Source organism: Blautia sp. 1001283B150304_161114_C9 (assembly GCF_015668165.1).
Taxonomy (GTDB): domain Bacteria; phylum Bacillota; class Clostridia; order Lachnospirales; family Lachnospiraceae; genus Blautia_A; species Blautia_A wexlerae.
The window spans coordinates 132,580-158,264 of record NZ_JADPGO010000004.1 but is presented as its reverse complement, the minus strand read 5'-3'; the positions used below and the strand labels follow the sequence as shown (position 1 = coordinate 158,264).

38 protein-coding genes and 2 pseudogenes are annotated in these 25,685 nt (G+C 43.3%); 36 read left to right on the top strand and 4 right to left on the bottom strand.

Annotated features, from left to right (window positions below; genetic code table 11):
* Positions 1-318 precede the first annotated feature (318 nt).
* Positions 319-534, bottom strand: a complete 216-nt coding sequence (locus tag I4V44_RS03695) for a helix-turn-helix domain-containing protein (protein WP_196002354.1) — start codon at positions 532-534, stop codon at positions 319-321.
* A gap of 197 nt (positions 535-731) precedes the next feature.
* Between I4V44_RS03695 and I4V44_RS03690 the strand changes: the two genes are divergently transcribed.
* From I4V44_RS03690 to I4V44_RS03575, 25 genes and pseudogenes are all read left to right on the top strand, one after another.
* A complete protein-coding gene (locus I4V44_RS03690) occupies positions 732-1,568 on the top strand; it encodes a DUF6017 domain-containing protein (RefSeq protein WP_196002353.1) in 837 nt (278 codons plus the stop codon).
* Positions 1,550-2,044, top strand: a complete 495-nt coding sequence (locus I4V44_RS03685) for a hypothetical protein (protein ID WP_196002352.1) — start codon at positions 1,550-1,552, stop codon at positions 2,042-2,044. Before I4V44_RS03690 ends, I4V44_RS03685 begins: the two co-directional genes overlap by 19 nt.
* Positions 2,041-2,226 carry a hypothetical protein gene (locus tag I4V44_RS03680; RefSeq protein WP_196002351.1) on the top strand — a complete coding sequence of 62 codons (186 nt, stop codon included), beginning with the start codon at positions 2,041-2,043 and terminating at the stop codon, positions 2,224-2,226. The genes I4V44_RS03685 and I4V44_RS03680 overlap by 4 nt, the downstream gene beginning before the upstream one ends.
* 3 nt (positions 2,227-2,229) lie before the next feature.
* Positions 2,230-2,433: a hypothetical protein gene (locus I4V44_RS03675; protein WP_196002350.1), complete on the top strand. Its 204-nt coding sequence runs from the start codon at positions 2,230-2,232 to the stop codon at positions 2,431-2,433.
* A gap of 4 nt (positions 2,434-2,437) precedes the next feature.
* The gene (locus I4V44_RS03670) at positions 2,438-2,650 is read left to right on the top strand and encodes a hypothetical protein (protein ID WP_196002349.1); all 213 of its coding nucleotides are present in this window, start codon (positions 2,438-2,440) and stop codon (positions 2,648-2,650) included.
* Positions 2,651-2,914: 264 nt separating this feature from the next.
* Positions 2,915-3,130 carry an excisionase gene (locus tag I4V44_RS03665; RefSeq protein ID WP_118571156.1) on the top strand — a complete coding sequence of 72 codons (216 nt, stop codon included), beginning with the start codon at positions 2,915-2,917 and terminating at the stop codon, positions 3,128-3,130.
* A gap of 82 nt (positions 3,131-3,212) precedes the next feature.
* A complete protein-coding gene (locus I4V44_RS03660; protein ID WP_196002348.1) occupies positions 3,213-4,445 on the top strand; it encodes a site-specific integrase in 1,233 nt (410 codons plus the stop codon).
* Between the two features lie 392 nt (positions 4,446-4,837).
* Positions 4,838-5,302 carry a DUF6075 family protein gene (locus I4V44_RS03655; protein WP_196002368.1) on the top strand — a complete coding sequence of 155 codons (465 nt, stop codon included), beginning with the start codon at positions 4,838-4,840 and terminating at the stop codon, positions 5,300-5,302.
* Positions 5,296-5,472: a hypothetical protein gene (locus I4V44_RS03650; RefSeq protein ID WP_196002347.1), complete on the top strand. Its 177-nt coding sequence runs from the start codon at positions 5,296-5,298 to the stop codon at positions 5,470-5,472. The genes I4V44_RS03655 and I4V44_RS03650 overlap by 7 nt, the downstream gene beginning before the upstream one ends.
* Before the next feature lie 15 nt (positions 5,473-5,487).
* Positions 5,488-6,264, top strand: coding sequence for a ParA family protein (locus I4V44_RS03645; protein ID WP_196002346.1), 777 nt, complete (start codon positions 5,488-5,490; stop codon positions 6,262-6,264).
* Positions 6,257-7,132, top strand: a complete 876-nt coding sequence (locus I4V44_RS03640; RefSeq protein WP_196002345.1) for a ParB/RepB/Spo0J family partition protein — start codon at positions 6,257-6,259, stop codon at positions 7,130-7,132. Before I4V44_RS03645 ends, I4V44_RS03640 begins: the two co-directional genes overlap by 8 nt.
* Positions 7,133-7,153: 21 nt before the next feature.
* On the top strand, positions 7,154-8,236 hold the full coding sequence (locus tag I4V44_RS03635) for a DUF6017 domain-containing protein (RefSeq protein ID WP_196002344.1): 1,083 nt from the start codon (positions 7,154-7,156) through the stop codon (positions 8,234-8,236).
* Positions 8,233-8,571: a DUF6050 family protein gene (locus tag I4V44_RS03630; RefSeq protein ID WP_196002343.1), complete on the top strand. Its 339-nt coding sequence runs from the start codon at positions 8,233-8,235 to the stop codon at positions 8,569-8,571. Before I4V44_RS03635 ends, I4V44_RS03630 begins: the two co-directional genes overlap by 4 nt.
* Positions 8,572-8,581: 10 nt before the next feature.
* Positions 8,582-8,881 carry a DUF6809 family protein gene (locus I4V44_RS03625; RefSeq protein WP_196002342.1) on the top strand — a complete coding sequence of 100 codons (300 nt, stop codon included), beginning with the start codon at positions 8,582-8,584 and terminating at the stop codon, positions 8,879-8,881.
* Positions 8,882-8,955: 74 nt separating this feature from the next.
* Positions 8,956-9,150: a hypothetical protein gene (locus I4V44_RS03620; RefSeq protein ID WP_196002369.1), complete on the top strand. Its 195-nt coding sequence runs from the start codon at positions 8,956-8,958 to the stop codon at positions 9,148-9,150.
* Positions 9,151-9,167: 17 nt separating this feature from the next.
* On the top strand, positions 9,168-9,455 hold the full coding sequence (locus tag I4V44_RS17525) for a helix-turn-helix domain-containing protein (RefSeq protein WP_271724855.1): 288 nt from the start codon (positions 9,168-9,170) through the stop codon (positions 9,453-9,455).
* Positions 9,456-9,457: 2 nt separating this feature from the next.
* Positions 9,458-10,258, top strand: a complete 801-nt coding sequence (locus I4V44_RS03610) for a hypothetical protein (RefSeq protein WP_196002341.1) — start codon at positions 9,458-9,460, stop codon at positions 10,256-10,258.
* A 121-nt stretch (positions 10,259-10,379) separates the two neighbouring features.
* Positions 10,380-10,729, top strand: a pseudogene (locus tag I4V44_RS03605) (MmcQ/YjbR family DNA-binding protein).
* A 25-nt stretch (positions 10,730-10,754) separates the two neighbouring features.
* Positions 10,755-11,375, top strand: coding sequence for an alpha/beta fold hydrolase (locus I4V44_RS03600; protein WP_196002340.1), 621 nt, complete (start codon positions 10,755-10,757; stop codon positions 11,373-11,375).
* A 51-nt stretch (positions 11,376-11,426) separates the two neighbouring features.
* Entirely contained in the window at positions 11,427-11,906 is a 480-nt protein-coding gene (locus I4V44_RS17520) for a hypothetical protein (RefSeq protein ID WP_243280185.1), read from the top strand.
* 232 nt (positions 11,907-12,138) lie between these two features.
* Positions 12,139-12,621 carry a PcfB family protein gene (locus I4V44_RS03590; protein ID WP_196002339.1) on the top strand — a complete coding sequence of 161 codons (483 nt, stop codon included), beginning with the start codon at positions 12,139-12,141 and terminating at the stop codon, positions 12,619-12,621.
* A 116-nt stretch (positions 12,622-12,737) separates the two neighbouring features.
* Positions 12,738-13,814: pseudogene (locus tag I4V44_RS17515) on the top strand (type IV secretory system conjugative DNA transfer family protein); the annotation flags it as partial.
* A gap of 90 nt (positions 13,815-13,904) precedes the next feature.
* Positions 13,905-15,785 carry a DUF4368 domain-containing protein gene (locus I4V44_RS17510; RefSeq protein ID WP_243280182.1) on the top strand — a complete coding sequence of 627 codons (1,881 nt, stop codon included), beginning with the start codon at positions 13,905-13,907 and terminating at the stop codon, positions 15,783-15,785.
* 26 nt (positions 15,786-15,811) lie between these two features.
* Positions 15,812-16,165: a TnpV protein gene (locus I4V44_RS03580; RefSeq protein ID WP_097784692.1), complete on the top strand. Its 354-nt coding sequence runs from the start codon at positions 15,812-15,814 to the stop codon at positions 16,163-16,165.
* A gap of 16 nt (positions 16,166-16,181) precedes the next feature.
* Positions 16,182-16,481 carry a hypothetical protein gene (locus tag I4V44_RS03575; RefSeq protein WP_021650276.1) on the top strand — a complete coding sequence of 100 codons (300 nt, stop codon included), beginning with the start codon at positions 16,182-16,184 and terminating at the stop codon, positions 16,479-16,481.
* A gap of 27 nt (positions 16,482-16,508) precedes the next feature.
* Here the strand turns inward: I4V44_RS03575 and I4V44_RS03570 are convergent, their stop codons facing one another.
* The gene (locus tag I4V44_RS03570; RefSeq protein WP_005933665.1) at positions 16,509-16,877 is read right to left on the bottom strand and encodes a helix-turn-helix transcriptional regulator; all 369 of its coding nucleotides are present in this window, start codon (positions 16,875-16,877) and stop codon (positions 16,509-16,511) included.
* A gap of 292 nt (positions 16,878-17,169) precedes the next feature.
* On the opposite strand from I4V44_RS03570, the gene I4V44_RS03565 reads away from it, so the two are divergent.
* The 10 genes from I4V44_RS03565 (at position 17,170) to mobQ (ending at position 24,485) form a co-directional block, all read left to right on the top strand.
* Positions 17,170-17,661: an RNA polymerase sigma factor gene (locus tag I4V44_RS03565; RefSeq protein ID WP_118728635.1), complete on the top strand. Its 492-nt coding sequence runs from the start codon at positions 17,170-17,172 to the stop codon at positions 17,659-17,661.
* Positions 17,658-18,431, top strand: a complete 774-nt coding sequence (locus I4V44_RS03560; protein ID WP_016300379.1) for a hypothetical protein — start codon at positions 17,658-17,660, stop codon at positions 18,429-18,431. The genes I4V44_RS03565 and I4V44_RS03560 overlap by 4 nt, the downstream gene beginning before the upstream one ends.
* Entirely contained in the window at positions 18,416-19,291 is an 876-nt protein-coding gene (locus tag I4V44_RS03555) for an ABC transporter ATP-binding protein (RefSeq protein ID WP_118728634.1), read from the top strand. The genes I4V44_RS03560 and I4V44_RS03555 overlap by 16 nt, the downstream gene beginning before the upstream one ends.
* Positions 19,284-20,390, top strand: a complete 1,107-nt coding sequence (locus I4V44_RS03550; protein WP_016300381.1) for a hypothetical protein — start codon at positions 19,284-19,286, stop codon at positions 20,388-20,390. Before I4V44_RS03555 ends, I4V44_RS03550 begins: the two co-directional genes overlap by 8 nt.
* Before the next feature lie 5 nt (positions 20,391-20,395).
* Positions 20,396-20,569, top strand: coding sequence for a cysteine-rich KTR domain-containing protein (locus I4V44_RS03545; RefSeq protein WP_081026450.1), 174 nt, complete (start codon positions 20,396-20,398; stop codon positions 20,567-20,569).
* 525 nt (positions 20,570-21,094) lie between these two features.
* Positions 21,095-21,508 (top strand): RNA polymerase sigma factor, encoded by a 414-nt coding sequence (locus I4V44_RS03540; RefSeq protein WP_118728633.1) that lies wholly within the window; start codon positions 21,095-21,097, stop codon positions 21,506-21,508.
* Between the two features lie 101 nt (positions 21,509-21,609).
* A complete protein-coding gene (locus I4V44_RS03535) occupies positions 21,610-22,062 on the top strand; it encodes an RNA polymerase subunit sigma-24 (RefSeq protein ID WP_196002338.1) in 453 nt (150 codons plus the stop codon).
* A 10-nt stretch (positions 22,063-22,072) separates the two neighbouring features.
* Positions 22,073-22,534: an RNA polymerase sigma factor gene (locus tag I4V44_RS03530; RefSeq protein WP_196002337.1), complete on the top strand. Its 462-nt coding sequence runs from the start codon at positions 22,073-22,075 to the stop codon at positions 22,532-22,534.
* A gap of 28 nt (positions 22,535-22,562) precedes the next feature.
* The gene (locus tag I4V44_RS03525) at positions 22,563-22,853 is read left to right on the top strand and encodes a DUF3847 domain-containing protein (protein WP_196002336.1); all 291 of its coding nucleotides are present in this window, start codon (positions 22,563-22,565) and stop codon (positions 22,851-22,853) included.
* A gap of 186 nt (positions 22,854-23,039) precedes the next feature.
* A complete protein-coding gene (mobQ, locus tag I4V44_RS03520; RefSeq protein ID WP_196002335.1) occupies positions 23,040-24,485 on the top strand; it encodes a MobQ family relaxase in 1,446 nt (481 codons plus the stop codon).
* A 107-nt stretch (positions 24,486-24,592) separates the two neighbouring features.
* Here the strand turns inward: mobQ and I4V44_RS03515 are convergent, their stop codons facing one another.
* Positions 24,593-24,883 (bottom strand): type II toxin-antitoxin system YafQ family toxin, encoded by a 291-nt coding sequence (locus I4V44_RS03515; protein ID WP_002596328.1) that lies wholly within the window; start codon positions 24,881-24,883, stop codon positions 24,593-24,595.
* Positions 24,880-25,158 carry a type II toxin-antitoxin system RelB/DinJ family antitoxin gene (locus I4V44_RS03510; protein WP_005924829.1) on the bottom strand — a complete coding sequence of 93 codons (279 nt, stop codon included), beginning with the start codon at positions 25,156-25,158 and terminating at the stop codon, positions 24,880-24,882. Before I4V44_RS03510 ends, I4V44_RS03515 begins: the two co-directional genes overlap by 4 nt.
* A gap of 126 nt (positions 25,159-25,284) precedes the next feature.
* Between I4V44_RS03510 and I4V44_RS03505 the strand changes: the two genes are divergently transcribed.
* Positions 25,285-25,683, top strand: coding sequence for a cysteine-rich VLP domain-containing protein (locus I4V44_RS03505; RefSeq protein WP_196002334.1), 399 nt, complete (start codon positions 25,285-25,287; stop codon positions 25,681-25,683).
* The last annotated feature ends 2 nt before the right edge of the window (positions 25,684-25,685 follow it).

Genomic DNA, 25,685 nt, shown 5'->3' with positions numbered 1-25,685 from the left:
AAGTGGCGACTAAATGTTGCCACTCTTTTTATATTTTATTTCCTTGCTTTTGGGCTGTTTGGGATTATGACATTTGCCAAATATCCGGGGGATATGGTGCTGGGGTGATACATTTGTGCATAGTATCACCATCATTTATTATTTGTTGCTTGTTGGTGAGATTGTGGATGTTTCGAGGGCTTTTGTGCGACTGCTGCCGGGGGATGGTTTACATGTCCGCGGATGGCGGGGCTGTCTGTGATCGCTATCGAGGTCTATCTCACTCACACACTTCACATACAAATCCGAACATGAAAAAATCCCAGTTACCTAGGATTTTTATTGTTCATCTTCATTTGGTTGAATATGTTCCATGATATCAGTGATGTCGCACTTTAAGTAGTTGCATATGGAGTCAAGAATAGAAGTATTTACATATTCGTTGTTCTTTAATCTCTGCATAGTGCCGTTGCTAACAACTTTTTTATCAATCAGATCTTTTTGCTTGAGATTGTGTTTTCTCAAATAGTCAAAAAGTTTATAGTATGCAAACATCGTTTCCCTCCCATTACTCTAGTTTATTCATTATACAATGTATTTTTGCCTGTGTCAAATTATCATATAATATTACTAGAAATCATATAAAATTACGAGAACATAGAGAAAAGGTATTGACATTATTATAAGATGTGATAATATAATTACAAGATAACGTAGTTATCTACGAGAACATAGAGAAAAGAGGGGTGCGCATGAGTACCAAACAGACATACACTGGCGGAAAATTCAGAAAGAAACGTGTAAACTTTTCAATGGTATCAAACGAAATCCTGAGAAATGAAAGAATTTCTTTAAAGACTAAGGGATTATATAGTTTGATTCAAAGCTATATCACTATGGATGACTTTACTTTATATAAAGGTTTCTTGATGTCCAAGTGTCCTGAAGGCAGAAGAAGTTTTGACAGTGCATGGAATCAACTAAAACAATCAGGTTATCTTGTTCAGTACCGTATGAAGGATGAAAAGAATCACTTTTACTATGAGTATGAATTACTGGATGTCCCGGTGCATCAAAATGTGACACCGGAAAAGACAGGCACTTCCGTTGTATCAGTTTGTGACAGCTCAGATTGTGTAGTGCATAAAGTGGATGACACTCAAAATGATACAATATATAAAACTTTACAGAATAATACTCTACAGAATAATACTTTATCAAATCAAATCATATCAGAATCTGATGTGCTGAATCAGATTGAGTACGATGAAAGCCTACATGATGATTTTATCGAAAACCTTGTACTGCTTATAGTGGAAGTGCTAAACATGCCGGATCAAGCTACGATCCGCGTAAACCAAGCCGATCAGCAAGCAAAAGTTGTAAAAGAGCGATTCAGGAAGCTTCGATATAAGCACATAGAGTATATAAAGCTAGTCTTTTCGGACTTTACCGGAGAAATCAGCTCTATGAGAAGTTATCTTATCAGTACACTTTTTAACGCTGTAGCGACCTGTGACATCTATTTTTCACAGCGTGTTCAGCACGATATGTATGAGGGGGACAAAACATGGAAAATTGTAAAGTAAACTTAACACTGGAACTTCCGGAAGAGGATTTAAAAGACATTCTTTTTAAGGTGGCAGCAGATGACACAACCCTAAGTGAGCTTTTAGGGGGCTTTATCAGTGACTTAGTGTGTGGCGCACGCCACGGCTCAGACGAATGTGATCGCGCCATAGCCTACTATGACCGCTGCTCTTACGGTTTGGGACAAGACGATAGCTTCTTACGCTTTCTGCTGAAGTCCGGCCATATGGACGAATATTTTGAACTTCTGGACGATATCAAGACTTACCAAGGGTGGGAGCTTCAAGATGGAGAGGTTTATGGTAAAGAGCTTGCGGCAGCAGCAGAAGAGAAAGCAAGTTACTACGAGGAGTGGGCGGAAAGCTGTAAAGTGCCGCCACAGAGCATAGAAGAAGCTTATCAGCAAGTGGAAGAATGGCGCGAAGGATATGAAACCTTTATGAAGAGCTGTAAGAAAGTGGGGGATAAGGCATGAACAATCAGAGAAGAAAAGAAAAGCTTATGACTTATGACGAGTGGCAGAGCGTTTTTGAAGAGCAAGTTAAGATGTATGTAGGGCGAAAATTGCACAGTCTTATGTATGGTACAGCCCTTTTCCTTTTGCTGGTTGTACCGCCTATGCTTATGATTTTACATTATATTATGAGAGGGTATTGAGATATGAGTGTATTGCAAGTGTTATATTCATTATGGCAGAGTGAGCGCACACCAGAAGAAAGAGTAAATATGGTGCGACTGCTGCCGGAATCCATATCAAAAGAAGTGCTTGAAGCGGTGGAGAGTGCAGAGAAACAGGCGTTTTCGGTGGGCTTTAAGTGCGCTATGGAGCTTATGGAAGAACTTAAAGCAATTGGAAGAGGGTGATTATATGGTAGAAAATATAAGAGAACGTGTTATAAATTCTATGTTCGATCGTTGGTGTGCGATACCGGATGTAGACATGGAGTCAAAAAAGGCTATGGAGCAAGCTATACAAGAACCAAATGAAGATACGATTTTTCAGGTTACCTCTATAACCGAAGCCCGGGCATATCGAGCCGGGTTTCAGGATTGCCTTAATTTGATAAAAGAGCTTTTTTGAAGATGGGGGCTGTCGAGTGCAGTCCCTTTAAATGTTACAAAAATATTAAAAATACTTGCCAGAGATATTGACAAAATTAAAAAAATATGATAAGATACAAAAAAATATAAAACATGATGTAAATGCGCTTTGAAATACTATGTACGGAAGAGCGCTCACAGCATTAAGACATCAAAGCTAAGGTATGGAACAAAATAGAATGTTCCATAGTTTACTTTTGGTGTCTTTTTTTTACCATTATTTAAAGAGAGGAAAGTTGAACCTATGGGAGAAAAAAGAGAAGAGTTAAAGTTACCGTGGTGGAAGCAGTACACTTTTTCAGTGGAGGAAGCGGCACAGTACTTCAGGATCGGAGAAAACAAAATTAGGCAAATGATTGCTCAAACGCCTTATGCAAATTGGATATTACGAAATGGAAACAGAGTACAGATAAAAAGAATACTGTTTGAACAATTTATTGATTCGTTAGAAGCTGTTTAGATATGGCTTGACGCATAATTCGTGCCGTGGCATACTTAATAATATAGTTGTGTCACGGCGGGTTCACATTAAGGAGGAAAAAGTGAGTGATATAAAACGCCGCGATAATAAAGGCAGAGTGTTAATGGTTGGAGAATCGCAACTTGAGGACGGTAGTTATATTTACCGATATACAGATTCTTTTGGGAAAAGGAAAAAAATAATGAGTTGGAGGCTAACGAAAGCAGATCCACTCCCAGCGGGTAAAAGGTTTAAAAAGCCGTTACGAGAGCAAGAAGCGGAAATACAGCGACAGTTGCATAATGGAATTTGTGATGATGGATCTACAGTGTGTGAGCTTGTGGAAAAATATTTGAATATTAAAATTCCAAAAGCCACACATAATACAGTCGCAAATTACAGAACAGTTCAAAAGATTTTGGAAAAAGAAGAGTTTGGACAAAAGCCTATACAGAAGATCAAATATTCCGATGCGCTTTCGTTCTTGGTTTATTTGCAGAGCAAAGGAAAAGGATATAGTTCTATCCAAAATATCCGTGGAGTATTACGCCCAGCTTTTGAATTGGCTTTTCGTGATGGATTAATTTCATCTAATCCTTTTGCTTTTCAACTTGGTGATGCTTTAATCAATGATTCGGTAAAAAGAGAAGCGATTTCTCCAGGCGATGAACGTCGTTTTCTGGAATTTGTAAAAAATGATAAGCATTTCTGTAAATATTATGAAGGAATATATATTTTATTTAAAACCGGACTTCGAATTTCAGAATTTTGTGGCTTGACAATTCATGATATAGACTTTGAAAAACATGAGTTAACAGTGGATCATCAATTGCAGAGAGAAAGAAGCGGTAAGTATGTTGTTGTAAAACCTAAGACAGAAGCAGGTGTTAGAATCTTGCCAATGAAGAAAGATGTTGAAGATTGCTTTAGAAAAATTATTGATAATCGTCAGGGTGTAAAAGTTGAAACAATGGTTGACGGATATAGTGGATTTCTTTATTTTGATAAAGAAGGAAAACCAATGATTTCTATGCACTGGGAAAAGTATTTTCAGCATATTTGCCAGAAATATAATAAAATCTATAAACTTCAACTGCCGAAGATTACACCTCATGTTTGCAGACATACATATTGTAGCAATATGGCAAGATCCGGAATCAGCGCAAAAACGCTGCAGTATCTTATGGGACATAGTGATATATCGGTTACTTTGAACGTCTATACGCATTTAGGGCTCGAAGATGCAAAAAAAGAAATTTCCGAAATTGAAGTAAAAGAGAAGAAAAAGGAAAGAAGGAAAATAGCTTACAGATGATTGGTACTGATTTCCTGAATTAGTACCAATTTCAGTACCAATCGACTAAGAAAATATGAGAATTTATAAGACGTTATAAAAAAATAACGTAAAAAGCAGAATAGCGTAAAGTCTTGTAAATAAAGAGATTATGGGACTTTTAAGAAGATATAAGGAGTTATGAAAGTTATGATAAAAGTACTATTCGTATGCCACGGCACTATCTTAACAAGACGCTGAAAACCTTGAATTTACGGTATATTTTGAACTTGAAAAATGATTTTACTAAGGTTTTACTAAGATCAATATTTCAAGAATCTCTAGCACGAATTTAGAAAATAACAGAACCTAGGACTTTATTAGTTGTTAAAAGCAATTAATAGAGTCTTTTTTTATTTAAAGGAGGTCAAATGATGACAGGTACAGCGTTAGGAGCAAAAGAAAAAACAACTCGCACAATAACTTTCAAAAACAAAGAACACGAAAATTTTTATCAGGAATATCTGCCGAAGTGCAGATACGAAGATGTCTATCATAAAGCATTGGTGTATTGCTTGGGGATAGACAGAGATACAAGAGAACATATTAACAGAATTTATGATTTTAAATCAGGATGTGTCAAAACAGAGTGTTTGCACGAGGGATGGCAGACCAGCGGCAGTGTTCGTATTGTCCGTATGGCGTTTAATCTTTACTGTGACGGAACCCCAAGTGTTTCAGATTATGAGGGGAATCCGGAGCAGGAGCTTGACGAATGCCGTGAATATACCGTCAGTGACTTATTTTGCTGTGGTTATGCCAGATATTTTTGGGAGGCAATTAAAATCCGGTATCCGGAATATTGCTTTTACCAGGACTGGGAGGATTTCTTATGTTAAAAATCAGATTGCAGGGAACCACCAATGATATAAAGTGGTTCCAGAAAATCCTGCAGAGGGATAAAAGAATCAACGTACTGGAAATGTCAGAAAAGTACGCAAATAAAGGAACAAAGAAATATTTTCGTGTGTATGCAGAAGTTGAAAAGGCTGTCAGGCCGGAACAGTAAGCGGAGGAGAAAGTTATGTGTAGAGTGATTGCAGTCGCAAACCAGAAAGGCGGCGTTTCAAAAACAACAACCAGTATCAATTTAGGAGTAGCTCTGGTTCGATTAGGAAAAAGAGTGGCGCTTGTGGACGCAGATCCGCAGGGGCATTTAACTTTGGGATTAGGATTCCCAAAAAAGATCCGGGTATCCTTGAAGAATATGATGGAAAATATCATCATGGGTATGGAGTTTGACCCGATGGAAGCTGTTTTAAGGCATAAAGAGGGCATTGATGTCATTCCATCGAATAAGATGCTGACAGGTACGGATCTGTCACTGATTACGGTGGAAAACAGGGAAAAAGTTTTGAAAGAATATCTGGAACTTCTGGAAGATAACTATGATTATATTATCATTGACTGCATGCCCTCTCTGGGAATGCTGACGATCAATGCGTTAAGTGCGGCTGACAGTGTTTTGATTCCGGTACAGCCTCAGTATTATGCAGCAGACGGTTTGACTGAGCTTCTGAGCGTAGTGAAAGGAATTAAACAGCGTTTTAATCCGGGATTGGAGATTGAGGGTATTCTGTTTACGATGGACAGCAGCCGCTATAATAATTCCAAACGGAATAAGCAGGCAGTGAAAATGGCTTATGGTAAAGAAATGCGTATTTTTGAGAAGTCCATTCCCAGATCAGAGGCAATCGCAGAGACTGCTTCTGAGGGGGTGAGCATCTTTGCCTATGACAGCAGGAGTAAAGGGGCAAAAAGCTATGCGGAGCTGGCAGAGGAGGTGCTGAACCATGCGTAAACCTCAGAAAGAGATTCAGCTTACTTCCTACAATGAACTGCTTGGGATTGATGATTCCGTCAATCCCGGCACAGACAGGATCGTGGAGATTCCTATATCAGACCTGCATCCGTTTAAAGGCCATCCCTTTAAAGTTCTGGATGATGAAAAGATGGAAGAAACGGCAGAGAGTATCCGCAATTATGGCGTGTTAAATCCGGGGCTTGTCAGGCCGAGAGCAGAAGGCGGATATGAACTGGTGGCAGGGCATCGGAGGAAACGTGGCTGTGAACTGGCGGGAAAAGATACAATGCCTGTTCTTATCCGTAATTATTCAGATGATGAAGCGGTCATCATTATGGTAGATTCCAATATCCAGAGGGAGAATATTCTGCCCAGTGAAAAGGCATTTGCTTATAAGATGAAATTGGAAGCAATGAAACATCAGGGAGCAAAAGGTACCGGAGATACTGCTGATCTGGTTGGAAAGGAAGCCGGAGACAGCGGAAGAAAGGTGCAGAGATATATCCGGCTGACAGAACTTTTACCGGAGCTTTTGGATATGGTAGACAATGGAAGGATAAAATTTATTCCGGCAGTCAGCCTTTCGTACCTGTCAAAAGAAGAACAGGCATGGGTACAAGCCTGTATTAAGGAAAATAATGTTTCCGTCAGCGGTGCGATGGCAGATGCCTTAAAAAAACACAGTGAGGCTGGAAAGCTGACGGAACTGGCAGTGCAGTTGATTTTGTCTGAGGAAAAGAAAGATACAGGCAAGGTGACGCTTCCGGGAAATAAGATCAGCCGTTATTTTCCAAAAGAATACAGCAGACAGCAGATTGAGCAGGTTATTTTTGAATTGCTGGATAACTGGAAGAACAGCCATTAAACGGGAAGGAGGAAAAGCAAAATGGCAAAATATGATGTTACATTTGATTATTTTCACGGCTATGAATCGGAGCAGTTTGCTTTTTACCGTATCCCTAAAGTGCTGTTTACGGATGATTATTTTCGTAACCTGTCCAGTGATGCAAAGGTGCTTTACGGTCTGATGCTGGACCGGATGGCATTGTCTATGAAAAACAGGTGGATTGATGAAGAAAACAGGGTCTATATCATTTTTTCACTGGAACAGGTTATGATGTATATGAACTGTGGCAGGGATAAAGGCATGAAAACCCTTGCAGAGCTGGATACAAAAAAGGGAATCGGTCTGATTGAACGGGTGAAGCAGGGATTTGGAAAGCCGGATGTTATTTATGTGAAAAGCTTTTTGATGAAAGAAAAGCCGGAGCCTGTGCCGGAACCGGAAGCGTTTGAAACAGAGGGAGAAGGTCTGTCTTCTGACGAGGTCGGAAATGCCGACTTATCGAGGTCGGAAAAACCGACCTGCCGTGGTCGGAAAAACCGACCTGACGAGGTCGATAAAACCGACTTATCGAGGTCGGAAAAACCGACTTATCGTGGTCGGGAAAGCCGAAGTCCAGAGGTCGGAAAAATCGACCCTAATTATACTTATTATAATAATACTGATTTAAGTGATACTGATAGGAGTAATACCAATCTTATCAATCCATCAGAAAGACAGCCCGCAAAGCGGTCTGGGAGGATGGATGAGATGGATGTCATACACGCATACACAGCCATTGTGAAAGAGAACATTGAGTATGACACCCTGATCCAGTCTGCAAGGCTTGGCGAAAAGGAATACATAGACGAGATTGTGGAACTTCTGGTAGAAACCATCAGTGCGAAGCGTGATACCCTGAGCATTGGAGGTGCAGAGTACCCTTACCAGTTTGTGAAAAATAAACTGTTGAAAGTGGAAAGCTCACATATCCAGTATCTTTTGGAGTGCCTGCATGACAATACGACAAAGATACACAATGTGAGGGCTTACCTTCTTGCCTGTATTTTTAATGCACCCTCAACGATCAACAATTATTACCGGGCAGAGGTAAACCACGATATGTACGGAGGAGGAAATTTATGAGCAGGAGAGAATTTTTAAACAAAACAGTCATGCCGGTGGGAACGGTTCTGTTTCTTGCGTTTTTGTTCCGTCCGCTGTGCATGGTGCAGGGGGAACTTGACTGGCGGCTTTTGATGCTGCTTGTGGGGATACCTTTTGGAATCCGGAAAATGTTTCTCTGGGTGGTTCCCAGTGGAATGGGAATCGGCGGAACTGTCGGGGTAGCAGCTTTCGACCTGATGGCCGGCGGAGTAATCGGCAGTGTGATTATGGTATGGCGGTTACTGGTGGCTGTTTTCACGATGATAAAAGGAGTGGCTGTGGGAATCTGCCGGATTACCGGGATCGGCAGATAAGGAGTAGAAAATGGAGGATGGAATGGACAGAAAGCTATTGGAGCGTTTGTTTTATGACGGTATCATGTCGAGAGAAAAATGCTGTCCTGAGAAAAAGGATTATCAAGACACCATGAAGCTGTGTGATACAGTGGAACAGGAATTTGCAGCATTGCTCTCCAAAGACGAAGCAAAGATGTTTCAGGATTATAAAGAATATGCGTCCAGTCTTACCACGATGGAAAATGCAGAGAGTTTTATGCAGGGGATGGCATTAGGCATCCGGTTAACTGCAGAAGCGTTTACCTTGGGAGACAGTAAAACAAAATAGTGAAAATGAGAAAGCAGCCATGGAATAACAGGTTGCTTTTTCTCTGTCCATTTTTCAAGAAAGGAACAGATAAAATGGAGCTGTTGATTTTAATTATTTCCATACTGGCATTTCTTTTGGAACTGTTCGTATTCTGGAGCTGCATGATGGCAGGCAGGGCTTTGGATGAAGAAATGAAATGCTATGAATACGAAAAAGAAAAGAAGCATAAGAAAAAACTTCCCGACAAGTTGGCGGGAAGTGAGAATAGAAAGAAGCATATTTTTTGAGGAAGGAGGTACGGCTGGTGGAGATCGCAGAGAAACTCCGGTATTTTCGCAGCCAGAGGGGATTGTCACAGGAACAGCTTGCGGAGCGGGCGGGGATTCATGTTAATACCATACGGAAATATGAACTGGGGTATCGGAAACCAAAGATAGAGCAGTTAAAGAAAATAGCGGGCGGCCTGGAAATCAGTGTCATAGAATTTCTGGATATTGAAATAGAAAATGAAGCGGATCTGATAGCAGTATTGAAAAAAATCAGTCCGTTTTTTAAATGGGAGGCATTCGCCGGATTGTTTGGGAGGGAGTAAGGATGACAGTTGTCATTTGTTTTATTGCGGTACAGATCATTATGTTTTTCTTCCTGTATCCCCTGTTGGTTGCGGGAAAATGGGAAGATGAGCAGATGCAGCGGTTATTTGAGGAAAAGCGTGCGGCAGAAGGCCGGAAAGAATTGGAGGATAAGATGGAATCACAGAGAGATGTATTGCGGATGATTGAAAAAGAGATCAGTAAGGGAAGTGTTCCGGTACGGTTTGCCGGGATGGGATTTACAGAGGACACCTATCATCTGGTGGAAAGCAAGGCGAAGATGAACCAGCTTTTAGATTACTTTTTCCGCATCGGGGAATTTGCAGCACTGGCAGATAAGCAGGTAAGAAGCAATGTGTATATGGATGCCGGATTCAAAAAGGTCAATTTCCGAAGCGCCATTTCCGAACTGGACAGAAGAAATATGGAAGCTGCAGCAAAGCGGTGGATGAAAAAGAAACATCCTTCCTTTGACGGGGATGTGTATGTGGAGAACGTCCGGTGTTTCCTGGAATTTCCGGAGGAAGAAAAGGAAAAATATGAATGTACCGTAAACGGAGAGAAAACCACAGCACTGATTTTCAGCAGAAAACATTTGTCGGCATTATACTTGCAGTGCCTTATTTACAGGAAGGAAGCAATGCAGCATGTGGAGCAGTTGGAAGGGCTGTCGGAAGTATGCAATCGGATTTACCGATTGGAAGACGTGGATGTATTGTTTCAGTGTATGCTGTTTGACCAGATGGAGTGGGAGGATGGAAAGGTGTACGGGCATTTCAGTACAATCTATCTTTTGAAATAAGAATAAGGTAACCATAAATCAGGGATGACAGAGAGTGGCTTTTGAGGTAAAATAAGTTCATAGACTTATGTAAGAATCCTGCACAGGTAGAAAATCTGAATTGGAGATTAGAAAATAAACTATGGAAAGAAAAGATGTATTTTCATGGGTAAAAGAAGTTTATGGAACAGAGCCGGACTATCCGTGGAATGATTGGAACGCTGTACTGCGGCATAAAGGGAATAACAAGTGGTATGGTGTTGTTCTGGAAATTTCTGAAAAAAAGCTTGGGCTGACTGGAGAAGGGATTGTAGATGTCATAAATGTGAAATGCGATCCCGTTCTCATTGGTTCCCTCAGAGAACAATCCGGTTTTTCCCGGCATATCATATGAATAAAGAAAATTGGATCAGTATTCTTTTGGATGGTTCTGTTCCAGAAGATGTGATAAAGAATTTAATCAATATGAGTTATGAGCTGACCAGGTTTTGAATTTGAAGGAAAGGTAAAATTTATTATGAAATATATTTTTCTACATGGTTTGGGACAAAATTCTTCCAGTTGGGAAAAAACTATTGATGTAATGGATGATAACTTAGATATAGATTGTCCAAATTTATTCACGCTACTCCAAGGCAGAGAAGTCAATTATTCTAATCTTTATCAAGTGTTTTCTGAATATTGTAAAACATACTCTCAACCACTTAATATATGTGGTTTGTCGTTAGGGGGTATTCTCGCATTACAGTATCTGATTGAAAATCCAGATAGAGTCAATTCTGTGGTACTTATCGGGACGCAGTACGCTATGCCTAAAAAAATGTTGAAATTTCAAAATGCAATCTTTCATATTATGCCGAACAGTACATTTAAGAAAATGGGACTTGAGAAGAAAGAGGTTATAAATCTTTCCAGTTCAATGATGAATTTGAATTTTCAACAGGATTTACACAAAATAGATTCTTCTGTCCTTGTTATTTGTGGTGAAAGAGATAAAGCCAATATGAAGGCTTCTTTACAGCTTAAAGCATTGATACCTAATGCAAAATTTAATGTTATTCAGAATGCAGGACATGAAATAAATATAGATGCTCCGAGAAACTTAGGTATAGTATTAAATGAGTTTTTTATGCGATAAATCCCAGTTGATTGAGCTGCAAATTTAAGCTTGGAGGTGAGTTGCAGATATATGGAAAAAATGTATAAAGAACTGAAAGGAAAACAGAAAGGACGGATTTCTGAGAAAATGTTTCTGAGTGTCTGCGACTACTATCGTATACATGGGGAGATGCCTGATGGCGAGAGCCTGGAACAGTTAGCGAAAGAAGTATGTACAAAGTGCCAGGGGATTGCCGGGAAAGTCAATCTGGATTCATTGAATGAGGTGTTTCTAAAAAAGCAAAGCAGGTTTGCAGAAAGAATTGCAGAGCATGGCTTGCCTGAACCGCCTAAACCCAAAGTCAAGAAAACGGAAGCTGAAAAATTGGCAATAAAGCGGGCAATTAGAAAGCGGAAGAAAAAGAGGAAAGAAGCGCAGAAGCTGCAGTATCATTCTAATCAGTATCAGAATGATCAATTCTTTTTCATTGCAGGATATACGTCTGGCGGTGCGCCTTATGGAGTTACATGGGAAGAGATGGGAATGGAGCCATGGGAGAATCCAGAATAGCAAGCAGGTTCCGGTTATCCGGAATAAATAAAATATAGTTTACAAGTACATAATGTTATAACAGCCGGCAGGTTCAGTTTAGAAAAATTGGATCTGCCGGCTTTTTTGTTTTCAGGATAACTTCCCGACAAGTTGTCGGGAAGTGGAAAGGAGCTGCCTATGCAGATTTATTTGTATCATCTGCTGATACCACCGTAAATCAGGTCAGCAGACAGAAAGGAGGTCATGCAGATTGGAAGAAGAAGTTACTCAAAAAACGATTGCCTTGTCAATTAAAACAACGAAGATCACGGCAGATGTGCTTCGGACGATGCTGCGGAAATATCTGGCGGCACAACACCAGAAAGGGCCGAATCCGTACAAGAAGGGAAAACAGACTTATGCCGAACTGAAGAACCAGGGCGTGGGTCTGTCGAATATTCAGATTACGGATGGTAACATCAAATCCTTTGAACGTGTGGCAAAGGAATATAAACTTGATTTTGCTCTGAAAAAGGAAAACACAGGGAATCCGCCAACCTATTATGTGTTCTTTAAAGCTCCGGATAACGACACAATGAATCTGGCTTTTAAAAAATATGTTGGGAATCAGATGAAGAAAAAAGATAAACCTTCCATTATGGAAAAGCTATCTCATTTCAAAGATGTGGTATCCAAAGGTATGAACAGAGAAAGGGCAAAAGAACATCAGAAAGACAGGGGGCAGAGCTTATGACGGGAAAACAGGTGGGAAAGCCAAAGAAAAAACCGGATAAGAAGAAAGCTCACCAGAAAAGGGCATCCCCGGAACAAAAGGGAAAATGCAGAGGAATTTCTATTCCGGTAGACAGTATTCCTGGAAAAATGCTGGCAGACATACAGGGAGTTATCAGAAATAAGAGAGACAGTCTACAGAGAGCGGATTGGAAAAAGCTGTTTCTGTTAAATTTTCCATATTTACTGTTTGCCTATGTCTTTAATAAGATTTTCTGGTTGTACCGCATCAGTGCCGGGGAAACAGGATGGGATAAATTCATGGAAACGCTCAACTATTTTGAACGGGCTTTTGAAAATCCCCTTCCCAGTTTTTATTACAGGGATGTGTTTTATGGCATACTCGGCGGTATTACTGTGAAGCTGATTGTGTATTATCGGGAAAAAAATGCAAAGAAATACCGGCAGGGTGTGGAGTATGGTTCCGCCAGATGGGGAACGGAAAAGGATATTCAGCCTTACGTTGATCCTGTGTTTGAGGAGAATATCATACTCACAGAAACGGAACGTCTGATGATGTCCGGCAGACCAAAGGAGCCGAAGTATGCCAGAAATAAAAACATTCTGGTGATTGGTGGTTCCGGTTCCGGCAAAACTCGGTTTTTTGTAAAACCGAACATTATGCAGATGCATTCCAGTTATGTTGTTACAGACCCCAAAGGGACTGTACTCGTGGAAGTGGGGCATTTGCTGGCGAGAGGTTCGCCTATGACAGACGAAAACGGAAAGATAATTCGGGACAAGGAGGGAAAAGTGGTTTACGAGCCTTATAAAATCAAAGTGCTGAATACGATCAATTTCAAAAAATCCATGCATTATAACCCATTCGTGTACATCCGCAGTGAAAAGGATATTCTGAAGCTGGTAACTACGATCATTGCCAACACAAAGGGCGAAGGACAGCAATCCGGGGAAGATTTCTGGGTCAAAGCCGAGAAACTATACTATTGTGCGTTGATCGGCTATATCTGGTATGAAGGCCGGGAAGAAGAAAAGAATTTTAATACGCTTTTGGCACTTATCAACGCATCAGAAGCCAGAGAGGATGATGAGAATTTTAAAAATCCGGTTGACCTTATGTTTGAGGAACTGGAAGCAAAGAACCCGGATCACTTTGCCGTAAGGCAGTATAAAAAATACAAGCTGGCGGCAGGTGATATATGCTCTAAGTGACTTCTTAATCATGATTTTGTCATGGTTAGTGAAGCAATCACTTAGAGCATTTTTGTTTCAGGAGGTACAGCCATGAGAAATGAAAAAATTACCCCACTGTACGAGCGCCTGAGCCGGGACGATGAGTTACAGGGCGAGAGCAACTCCATATCCAACCAAAAACAGATGTTAGAGGATTTTGCCCGCCGGAATGGGCTGCCCAACCCTACGCACTTTACCGATGATGGTATCTCAGGCACCCGTTTTGACCGCCCCGGATTTTTGGCGATGATGGAGGAAGTGGAGGCAGGGCGTGTAGAGGCAATCGTCATCAAGGACATGAGCCGGTTAGGACGCGACTATCTGAAGGTCGGTCAAGTTATGGAGGTTTTGCGGCAGCGAGGCGTTCGTCTGATTGCCATCAACGACGGTGTGGACAGTCTGAAAGGCGATGACGATTTTACCCCGTTCCGCAACATCATGAATGAATTTTACGCCCGTGATACCAGCCGGAAAATCCGATCTGTGTTTAAGTCAAAAGGCATGAGTGGCAAGCACCTGACCGGCACTGTGATTTACGGCTACTTATGGGACGAAAAACGGGAGCATTGGCTGGTAGATGAGGAAGCTGCCGAAGTGGTACGCCGTATATTCTCCCTCACGCTGGAGGGATATGGGCCTTACCAGATCGCCTGCAAATTATCCACAGACCGGATTGAAATTCCTGTCGTACACCTTGCCCGCTTCAACGAGGGTGTGAACCGTTCAAAGCCGGTCAAAGACCCCTATGGGTGGGGATCATCTACCATCGTGAACATTTTGAAAAAACGAGAGTATTTAGGGCATACCATCAATTTCAAGACCCGCAAGCACTTTAAGGACAAGAAAAGCCACTATGTTTCTGAGGACAAATGGACGATCTTTGAGAATACCCATGAAGCCATTATCGACCAGCAGACCTTTGATTTGGCGCAGAAAATCCGCAGCAATGTACGGCGTTATCCAAACGGCTGGGGCGAAGCGGCTCCCCTCACAGGCTTGCTCTATTGTGCCGATTGCGGCGGCAAGATGTATGTCCACCGCACCAACAATGGCAAGCGGGTTTCTCAATATACCTGTTCCAATTATACCAAAGTTCCGTGTGGGACACTATGCCCTACACAACACCGTATCAATGAGAGTGCTGTCCTGACATTGGTTTCCGACACGCTCCGGGCTATCGCTGAATATTCGAGAAATGACCGGACGGAATTTATTCACACTGTTCAGGAGATGCAGGTTGCTCAACAGAGTGCCGATATATCGAAAAAGCGCAGGCGTCTGGCTGCTGCCCAAAAGAGAGCCGGAGAACTGGAAAAACTGATTTGCAAAATCTATGAGGACAACGCCCTCGGCAAGCTGCCGGATGCACGATATAAGGCGCTTGATGCACAGTATGCCAAAGAGCAGGATGCACTTGAGATTGAAATTGCAGAGCTGGAAAAGGCTGTTACCGGCTATGAGCAGAGCCAGAAATCCGCAGAGAAATTTATAGCCCTAATTGATAAGTATGAGAATTTTGACACTCTGACAAACACCATGCTCAACGAGTTTGTAGAGAAAATCCTTGTCCACGAACGCGCCCGAAAAGGCAGCCAGGACACCACGCAGGAAATTGAAATCTACTTCAATTTTTTAGGGCGCTATATCCCACCATCCTTACAGCCGGTTCCTTTAACCCCGGAGGAACAGGAAGAACTGCGGAAAAAAGAAGAACGCAAGGACAGGCTTCATCAGAATTATTTGAAGCGGAAAGCCAGCGGCGCACAGAAACAGTATGAGGACAAAATCAAGGCGAAGAAAAAAGCGGGAATGGACGCTAAGAAAGCCCTGATCCGGGCTGAGGATATGAAAAAAGGTGTTTTTTCTACTGTCGGTCAGCTACCAAAAGAAGAACCGCGCAAAGGCAGCATAGCAGCCAGCGCAGCAGTCTAATCATCACGAAGCAAAGGAGAATGAAAATGAGTAAGTTGACTTACATTCGTTGTGGAGATTATGATATACCCAACCTAAAACTTTCTGAACAGCCGGAAACTTCTATCGGCAAGTACGGCAGGATGAGAAAATCCTACCTAAAGAAACATCGCCCCATTCTCTACAACCAACTGCTGATGAGCGAGAAGCTGTATCCACACCTGTTAGAGATTGACCGGACAGCGCAGGAGCGCGTGGACACCATGTTGCCTCACATGATGGAGACTGCGGGTGTCACGGAAGAACTGAAAGCCTGTGACCCTATGCGTTGGGTGGGGCTGATGAACACATTAACGGCACAGATTGAGGAAATTTTAATCAGGGAACTGATTTGCAGCTGAATGGGAGGTGCGGGAAATGCTGACCTTTGAAAAGATTTTGAAAGTGTTTCAGGCATATCTGGATGATGATCCACTGTATGAGGTGGTTCAGACCAGCCACGGTTATACATTGATGGCATGGGAACCCCACCGGAATGACTGGTACAGCGCTGAAATACAGAAAACCCCGGAGGATTTACGGAACGCTTTGTTGGGTACATACGCCAACTTTCTGGAAGATAAGATTACTGGAAATGACCGTGACCTGACTGTGACAGAAACCGGAGAAATCCAGCAGAGGTGCCGGGAACTTTTGGAAAAGTGCAGGGAAACATGATACAGAAACGCCAGAAGGAGGCCGCGATTATGCGTCCTCCTTCTGCTTCGCAGTCTGTTCCATTTTGAGCGCCCCGTCTATGGCACCTTCGATAATCGGCAGGTATTCTTCAGGGCAAAGCTTCAGCTTGTGGCTGACCCGTTGCCGCTGTTCGCTTTCTTCTCGCATAATCTCCGGGTTAAAATACCGTTCCACGGGAAGTCCGCAGACCTTAATCAACTGGATCATCACAGGCAGGCTCGGAATCGCACCTTGATTCTCAATGTTGGCAAGATACCGCCATTCAATCCCAACCATTTCTGCCAATGTTTTTCGTGCCAGACGCTTTGCCTCTCGTGCAGCTTTGACATCTGCACCGAAGGTTTCAAAACCGGGACAATCTTCAACCTTTGCCATATAGCATCACCCTGTTACATTGTATAATTCATACTTTGCCCGTGGAATGTTGCTATATGCAGGTTGATTGAAGTTTATAATTCATATATTACATCTTATATTTTTCAAGAACAGGAATTACAATAGAAGGGAAATGAAAAAAGTAAAAGAAAAATTTCTAAAGTTAAATCCTTTTGGGTTACTCAGTTGTATATTAAGTGTAAGGCGTTTTACACATGGAAGGCGGTGACACGGTATCGAAGATTTCATACTAATTAAAAAAATCCAGTCGGGTGACACAGATGCATTTGAGATGATTGTCCGAAAATATTATCAGTCAATTTATCTATTTTGTTGTCGACGATTGAACGGCGAACCAGATACCGCCGCAGATATTACACAAGATGTTTTCTTGAAACTGTTGGAGAATATTCAATCAGTACGAAAGATAGGGAAATTTCAAAACTATCTGCTAACGATTGCTGTTAATACCTGTAACAATTATGCTAAGAAAGCAAAACCCCTGTATATGGATTTAGAAACTCTTGAAGATATAGAAGATACAGATAATGCCTTTGAAAAAGTTGAGCTTAACGAACTTAAAGCGGAAGTTCAATATGCAATCAACACATTACCGGACTATCAAAAAGAGGTCATCATTTTACGATTTTATTATGATTTGAAAATCCGAGAGATTGCAACCATTACAAAAGTGAGTGTTTCTACTGTAAAATCCAGGCTTCAACAGGGGATTAAAAAACTGGAACGATATTTGGCTGATTTTAGAGGAGGCGATAATGTATGACCCAAAAACAAAATGGTGTATTAGAATGGTTGCAGAGTTGTGAAACGCCTGCTCCATCTGAACCTAAAATTAAAGCAGTAATCGTAGCTGGAAAAAGTTACATGAATAGTTCTGAATTCAATAAAAATTCAATGCGAGATATTATATTGAACCAACTTCAATTTCTGCCGCTTTCTTTCTGGATTGTTCAAATAATACTCACTATATGTGCAGTATTATTAGCATGTATCCTGGGCCAATGGAGGGTTCCATTTTATTATCCATTGACAATCCTTGCAGTTATGGTTCCATTCCTTGCGTTATTAGGTGCAATAGAAATATCTAAAAGCAACATCTATGGTATGTGGGAAATTGAACAGTCTAGTAGAACAACGCTGGTAAAAATTGTAGCAGGTCGTATGCTGATTATTGGAGTAATCAACCTTTTCCTAATAACAGTCATTTTAATTTCAATGGCATATATTTACCAGAAATCAATGATTGAAATGGTGTTGTATGGTTTGATTCCATTTAATATTTCTTGCACTTGTTATCTTTTTATATGTGCGAAAAGCAGGACAAACGATAGCTTGTATCATTTAATCGCTTGTATGATTTTTCTTTCTGGAACATTTTCTCTTGTACTCCATCAGCGATTTATATTTGAAGCGTCTATGTTCTGGGGATGGATTGGATTTTATGTGTTATCTATTATCCTATTAGGGAAAACACTTCAACTGTACTTGAAAAAAGAAAAAATGATTGGAGAATTGATATGGAACTTACAATAAATGATCTTTCAAAAGAATATGGAAGAAAAAAAGCTGTAAATCATTTCAGCGCAAAATTAACAAATGGTGTTTATGGTCTACTCGGGGCAAATGGTGCGGGCAAGACAACTTTGATGCGAATTATTTGCGATGTCCAAACTGAAACGAAAGGAGCCATTTTTTTTAACGGGAAAAACATTCATGATTTGGGCGAGAAATATCGTAATATCTTAGGCTACCTGCCACAAAATTTTGGCTATTATCCTAACTTTACAGCGTATAAATTTTTGATGTATATCTCTGCAATAAAGGGGCTGCCGCCTAAAAAAGCCCATAATCGCACAATGGAGCTGTTGCAGGTTGTTGATCTGCTCACACAGAAAAACGAAAAAATCAAAACTTTTTCCGGCGGTATGAAACAACGCTTGGGAATTGCTCAAGCATTACTAAACGATCCCCGTATTTTGATTTTGGATGAACCTACAGCTGGACTTGACCCGAAAGAGCGGGTGCGGTTTAGAAATCTGATTAGTTCTTTGGCAGAAAATAGAATTGTAATTTTGTCCACTCACATTGTTTCTGATGTTGAATATATCGCAAATGAGATTCTGATTATGAAAAATGGCGAGTTAATTCAACATGGTTCTCCAGAAGAAATTTTGAAGCCGATTGAAAAATGTGTTTGGGAATGTGATGTATCTCGAAAAGAGGCCGAAGAATTAGAATTGAACTATGTAACAGCAAATCTGAAACATAATAATGGTGCAGAACGGCTGAGGATTATTTCTCAAGAAGCACCATGCAGAACCGCTTGGAATGTTGATCCAACATTGGAAGATTTGTATTTATACTATTTTACGGAGGTATCCGAGCATGAATGAAATGATAAAAGCAGAACGAAATAAAATATGTTCGAGAAAGCAAACACGAATGTTGTTTTTAGCTGGTGTGGTTCTTATCGTTGCCTATTTTTTCTTTTTTCAATTTAATTATCAAAATGTTTTCTATGATTATGACCTTGAAAAAATGGCATTAGCAAGCGGTTTTACAGCCATTGAACAACGGAAGGAAGTAGCAGAAATATTTGAAGGAAAACTCTCTCAAAATACATTACTTACTATGCAAGAAAAAATCGACCAAGCAAAACAAGCAACTGTTGGACAAGATGAAAATTCTGCTTTTTCTGCTGTTCATGTTTATCGTGACCAAGCGGCGATTCTGGAATATTTGACAAATTCTGATGGTAGTTTTAAGTCACTCGAAACAGCATATCCAAATAGTCCAACTGTGACTTTAGGATATTGCGATGGCTGGGATAAGCTATTATCTGGAATGGGGAGCATCTTATCCATAATGATATGTTTAATTGTTGTAATCACTCTATCTCCTGTTTTCTCAGAAGAGTATGCACTTCATACAGATAGCATTATTTATTCGGCTCGGTATGGCCGAACCAAACTCACAACTTCAAAAATTATAGCGGCCTTGGAAGTTGTAATTGGCACATACCTCTTGTATTTACTGCTAAATTTAGTTCTGTATGGCTGTACCTATGGGTTACAGGGGTGGAATGTAAGCATTCAATCTTCATTACATTATGCTTCTTCAATATATAATTTGACCTTTTTGCAAATGTTCTTTATCTCTGTAATATTGAATATTTTTGGGATTGTAGCCTTGACAACTATTACATTGTTTTTAAGTGCTCAAATGAGTTCTCCTGTTACAGCGCTTATTACTTCTTGCGTCATCTGCTTCTTGCCAGTTGTGTTTGATTTTAATGATAGCCTTCCTGTTTTACAAAAAATGCAGGAAATTTGCCCGATTTTTATGCTTCATACAAACGGTATATTTTCTGATATGAAAACATATTTCGGTATGAGCCAGCCGGTCTTTATGATCATCCTTAATGTTGGATTGATATTCGTATTTTATAGACTAACAAAAAATATATCAAAGAAACATCAAGTTACGGGGTAATTTTGATGAAAGAGACAAGTTGGGTTAGTTGTCCTATATGCCATAATAAAACCCGAATAAAAATACGAATTGACACGGAATTAAGGAATTTCCCCTTGTTCTGTCCAAAATGTAAACAGGAAACGCTCATTCATGTAAAGCAACTGAATATATCCGTTATTAGAGAGCCAGACGCATAGACGCAGAGCCGATAACACGCAGGCTAACATGACTGCTGCTATCGGCTTTTCATATTCTTTTAAACCTGCCCCGCCTAATGGGGAAAGAAAAAAACCGTAGCTGGGCAGGTTGATTTTGTGCGCTTACTCTAGATACCCTGGCGGCGGTTTTGAGAAATCAGAGCCGCCGTTTCTTTTCGTCTACCCTAAACCAACGACGACCTAACACCGTGTAAATCCACGGCGGCATATAGGAGGATTGCCGCCGTGTCTATTTTTGTCTTTTTTCACAGTGTCCGTAATCTCCACCAGCTAAAAAAAGCCTGTTCCCAGCAGCGGAGCAATGCGGTCAGCGGTATGTACTATACCATGTAACTAAACAGCAAAATATATTCCGCGACGCTCGTATGGCTTTATGCCGTCCGGGTGCTTTTTTGTCCCTGTGGAGCCGGAACATCGGGTCAGCATGGCCCGAACTTTATCCCCGGTGCCGTTCTCCGCCGCCCCATTCAGATTTACCAAAAATTCTGAATGGAGGAAAGGCAGATGGAAGTTACCATCAATTATAACGGACAAGCTGTGACCGTGGAGGTCACGCTGGAAGTCTATGAATTTCTTGACCGGGCCGATCATAAAACGGAGAACCTGTTCCATGAACAGCGGCGGCATTGGGATGGCCGGGAGTTTGACGAGTACATCATTACCACCGAGGGTGTAGGGGTCTACGGCGAAACGCCGGAGGAATACCTTTGCCGCATGGAAACGCTGCATGAGCTGATGGCTGTTCTGGACACCTGTACCGAGGCCCAGCGCCGCCGGTTCCTGCTCTATGCGCTTGACGGGCTGAGCCTTGCAGAGATCGGTGTGCTGTGCGGCTGCTCCAAAGTGGCTGTTTATCAAAGTGTGGAGGCGGTCAGAAAAAAATTTATAAAATCCTTTGAGAACAGGCTTAACGAATGACCTGTTTTCGGGCTACCAAGTGAAAGGGATTTTCCCTTATCCCAGCGAGGGGCGGACAGCGGACAAGCTGCCCGCCTCTCCGATTTTCAGGAGGTAAGCCTATGAAAACAATCAATCTGCGGTGGATGTATCCCCACTACCGGCATGACGAGTTTGTGGATGTTACGGACGAGGTATGGGCAGCGATGTATCAGGCCCAGCGGGAGATGGAGAACTATGAGCGTCGGAAAGTCTACCACCGCGCCTACTACTCTCTGGACGCATACAGCTGGCTGGAAAATTACGCGCTGGAACACAGCAGATCGCCGGAAGATATTTTGCTGGAACGAGAAGAAATGACCACCCGCCTGCACCTGATAGCAGCTCTGCCGGTGGCTCTGGCTCATGCCACTCCGACACAGGCCCGCCGTGTTCACGCCTATTACATGGGAGGTATCAAGCAGCCGGAAATCTCCCGGAGAGAGGGCGTCCACAGCAGCAAGGTTAGCGTTGCCATCCGCCGGGGGCTGCGGAATATGCGCCGCTGCTATGATGACCTTTTTCAAACAGAGTGAGGGCGTGCCTATGCAGACCATCAATCTCAAACAATATTATCCATTTTGCAAAGAGGACATTTTTGTGGAGGTGTCCGATGAGATCGTCGAAGCGTTTCTTCTGGATAAGAGAGCCGAGGCCGCCAGAGATCGCAAGATGTTCCGGTATAAGGCGTTTTATTCCCTCGATTGTAACGATGGAATCGAAAATGCCGCCATCGGCTGGGCGCAGCCATCGCCGGAGGATCATCTGATAGAAAAAGAAGAATTAGCCGAATACGAAGAACTGATACGGCGATTGTACGAAGCCATTTCCTCCCTGCCGCCTATGCAGGCTCGCCGTGTCTACGCCCGCTATATGCTGGGTATGAAAGTGAAAGATATTGCCGCAATGGAGGGTATCACACCATCACAGGCGGGAAAATCCATCCATGCCGCACTGCGGAGGCTGCGCCGGTACTTTGCGCGTCAGAAATGGACGGTCAATCTATGAGCGTTTTCAAAGAAAAGAGGTGCATGACATGAACGAAAAAAATACAGCCCAAACCCAAAAAGAAGAACGGGAGGAAGTCCTGAAGGAGATCCGACAGCTTGAAAACCGCAAGAAGATTTTGGAGAACAAGCAGCGGAACGAAGAACGCAGGGTTCGCACCCGCCGCCTGATTGAGCGTGGAGCCGTTTTGGAGGGGATTTTCCCGTTGGCTCCCGACCTTTCCGGCGCAGAGGTCAAAGCATTTCTAATTGCCCTGTCCCATCTTCCGGGGGCTGTGGAATTGACTGCAAACCTGCCAAAATCCGGGGACACGCCATAAGTCCCTTGTTTACAAGGGCGCACTTATACACCGTTGCCGGTGCTGTGCGCCCTGCCGGGGGCATTGCGTACTTCGTCCGCGATGGGAAGCTACGCTCCCCAAACCCCTTGTGCGCTCTGCACAGCCAAACACCCGCTTTGCGTTTGTCCGGCTCCACAGAGCCTGTTATCCCCTCACTGAAAGGAGGTGTTCCCCATAGATTTCTGTCATATCCCCGTCAGTATCATCAAGCGCAGCGCAGGCCGTTCTGCTGTTGCCGCAGCTGCTTACCGCAGCGGAACCAAGCTGACAAATGAATGGGATGGAATGACCCACGACTACACCCGGAAAGGCGGCATTGTCCATGCGGAGATCATGCTGCCTGCCCACGCCCTGCCAGAGTTTGCAGACCGCTCCACCCTCTGGAACAGCGTGGAGCAAATCGAGAAAGCAAGGGACAGCCAGCTTGCCCGCGAGATCGAAGCAGCTCTGCCCCGCGAACTGTCCAGAGAACAGCAGCTTGCCCTTGTCCGGGCCTATGTGAAGGACAACTTTGTGGACAAGGGGATGTGCGCCGACTTCGCCATCCACGATAAGGGAACCGGCAACCCCCATGTTCATATCATGCTGACCGTCCGGCCCCTGAAAGAAAATGGCGCATGGGGCGCAAAGTGCCGCAAGGCATACGACCTGGACGAAAACGGCCAGCGTATCCCGGACGGGAAAGGCGGCTGGAAGAACCACCGGGAGGACACCACCGACTGGAACGACAAAGGGAATGTGGAGATTTGGCGGGCGGCATGGGCGGCCTGCACCAACCGGGCATTGGAGGCCGCCGGTCATCCCGCCCTGGTAGACCACCGCAGCTACAAGCGGCAGGGCATTGATAAGATCCCCTCTGTCCATCTGGGGCCAGCCGCCAGCCAAATGGAAAAGCGCAGTATCCGCACAGACAAGGGAGAAGTAAACCGGCAGATCGCCGCCGACAACAAGCTGCTGAAAGAAATCAAAGCCCGCATTACCCGTCTTTATCGCTGGTCGAAAGCCGAAACGGAAAAAACACAAACACAGCAAAGCAGCTTGACAGCTTTGTGGGAGGCCCAGCAGCAGTTGAACGCTCCCCGCACCCGCACCGGCAAAATCCGGGCTTTGCAGGAAAGCGCTGCACTATTCAGCTTTTTGCAGGCAAACGGCATCCAGTCTATGCAGCAGCTTCATGAAAAAATCGCTGATATGAACAGCTGTTACTATGACCTGCGGGGAAAGATCGTCAAGGCCGAGCGCCGGATCGCCATTCTTACCGAACGCGGGGAGATGTGGGAACAGTACAACCAGTACAAGTCCATCCACAAGCAGCTTGCCAAAGTAAAGCCGGAAAAACGGGAACAGTTTGAACAGCGCCACAGCCGGGAACTGATTCTGTATGACGCAGCAGCCCGGTATCTGAAAGAACTGAAAGACAGCGGCGAGGGGATAACCCCGAAGGCATGGCAGCGGGAAATCGACCAGCTGACCGCCGGAAAGCAGACGGACACGCTTGCCATGAAATCCATGCGGGAGGATTTGAAAGCAGTGGAACGGCTCCGCAAAACCGCCGAGCAGCTGTCCCGACAGGAAAGGGACAAGTCTCACGACCGTGGGCCGGAGCGGTAAAGGCTACCGCGTTTTGGCGTACCCCTGTCAAGTGCGTCGCGTTTCACGACATACTTTTGCATACAGAAAAACCGCCGTACAGGTTTCCCCATACGGCGGCAGACTGTTTATTTGCCGAACAAGTCGCTGTGTGTGCCGGTGCGGGCCAGCGTCAGCACCAGAACATCATCTTCTATGCGGTAGACAAGCAGCCAGTCCGGGAGAATGTGACATTCCCGATGGCCTGCCCAATCGCCGGACAGGTCATGGTCACGGTTCTTATCCGGCAGCGGTTCGCCCATCGCCAGCAACGCTACGACCTGCTCCAGCAGTTCGATCTTCAAGCCACGCTTGATGGCTCGTTTGTAGTCCTTTTTGAAACTGGTCGTGTACTTGACGGTATATTTGGTTTCTTTCATCTTTTCAGGTCAGCAAATAACTCGTCAAGGTCATTGTAGCCCTTTACAGACGGGTCTTTTGCAATCCTTTCCGCTTCCAGCATGGCAGCAACCGTTTCTTTGTTCGGCTGTTCCAGCCTTACTTCAAAGGGAATGCCGCCTTCACGAAGCGACTGGCGCACAAAGATGTTAAACGCCGTAGTCAGGTTCATGCCAAGTTCAGTAAACAGTGCGTCCGCCTGCGCTTTCAGATCTGCGTCCATGCGGATACTGATGTTTGTGGTATTTCCAGCCATACGATCAACCCCTTTCTGCTGGCAATTATAGTATATGCCATTTGCACGAAGAAAACAATACTTTGCACGAATATTTAACAATAAATTCATTTAAGGAGGTTACCGACTTTATGAAAGAAATCATTTATGAAGAACAATAAGTCTGAACCTATCTCCGTCATGGATTACCGCCAGTACCGCAGAGTGCGGAGGCTGGTGCATGAGTGCTGTAACTACATCGACGGAAACTGTATCGCCCTGGACGATGGGGAGGAATGTGTCTGTGTCCAGTCTATTTCCTACTCCCTGTTGTGCAGGTGGTTTCGGGCGGCGGTATTGCCGCAGGATAAGGAACTGGAAACGGCGCTGTTCCACCGGCTGAATGCTAAGAAATGCTCCGTATGTAAGGCACTGTTTACCCCCGGTTCCAACCGAGCCAAATACTGCCCGGAATGTGCCGCACGCATGAAGCGGATCAACGCCGCAAAGCGCAAGCGGAAACAACGGGAGAAATGTCACGCTTTAGGGGCTGAAAAACCCTTGTAAAT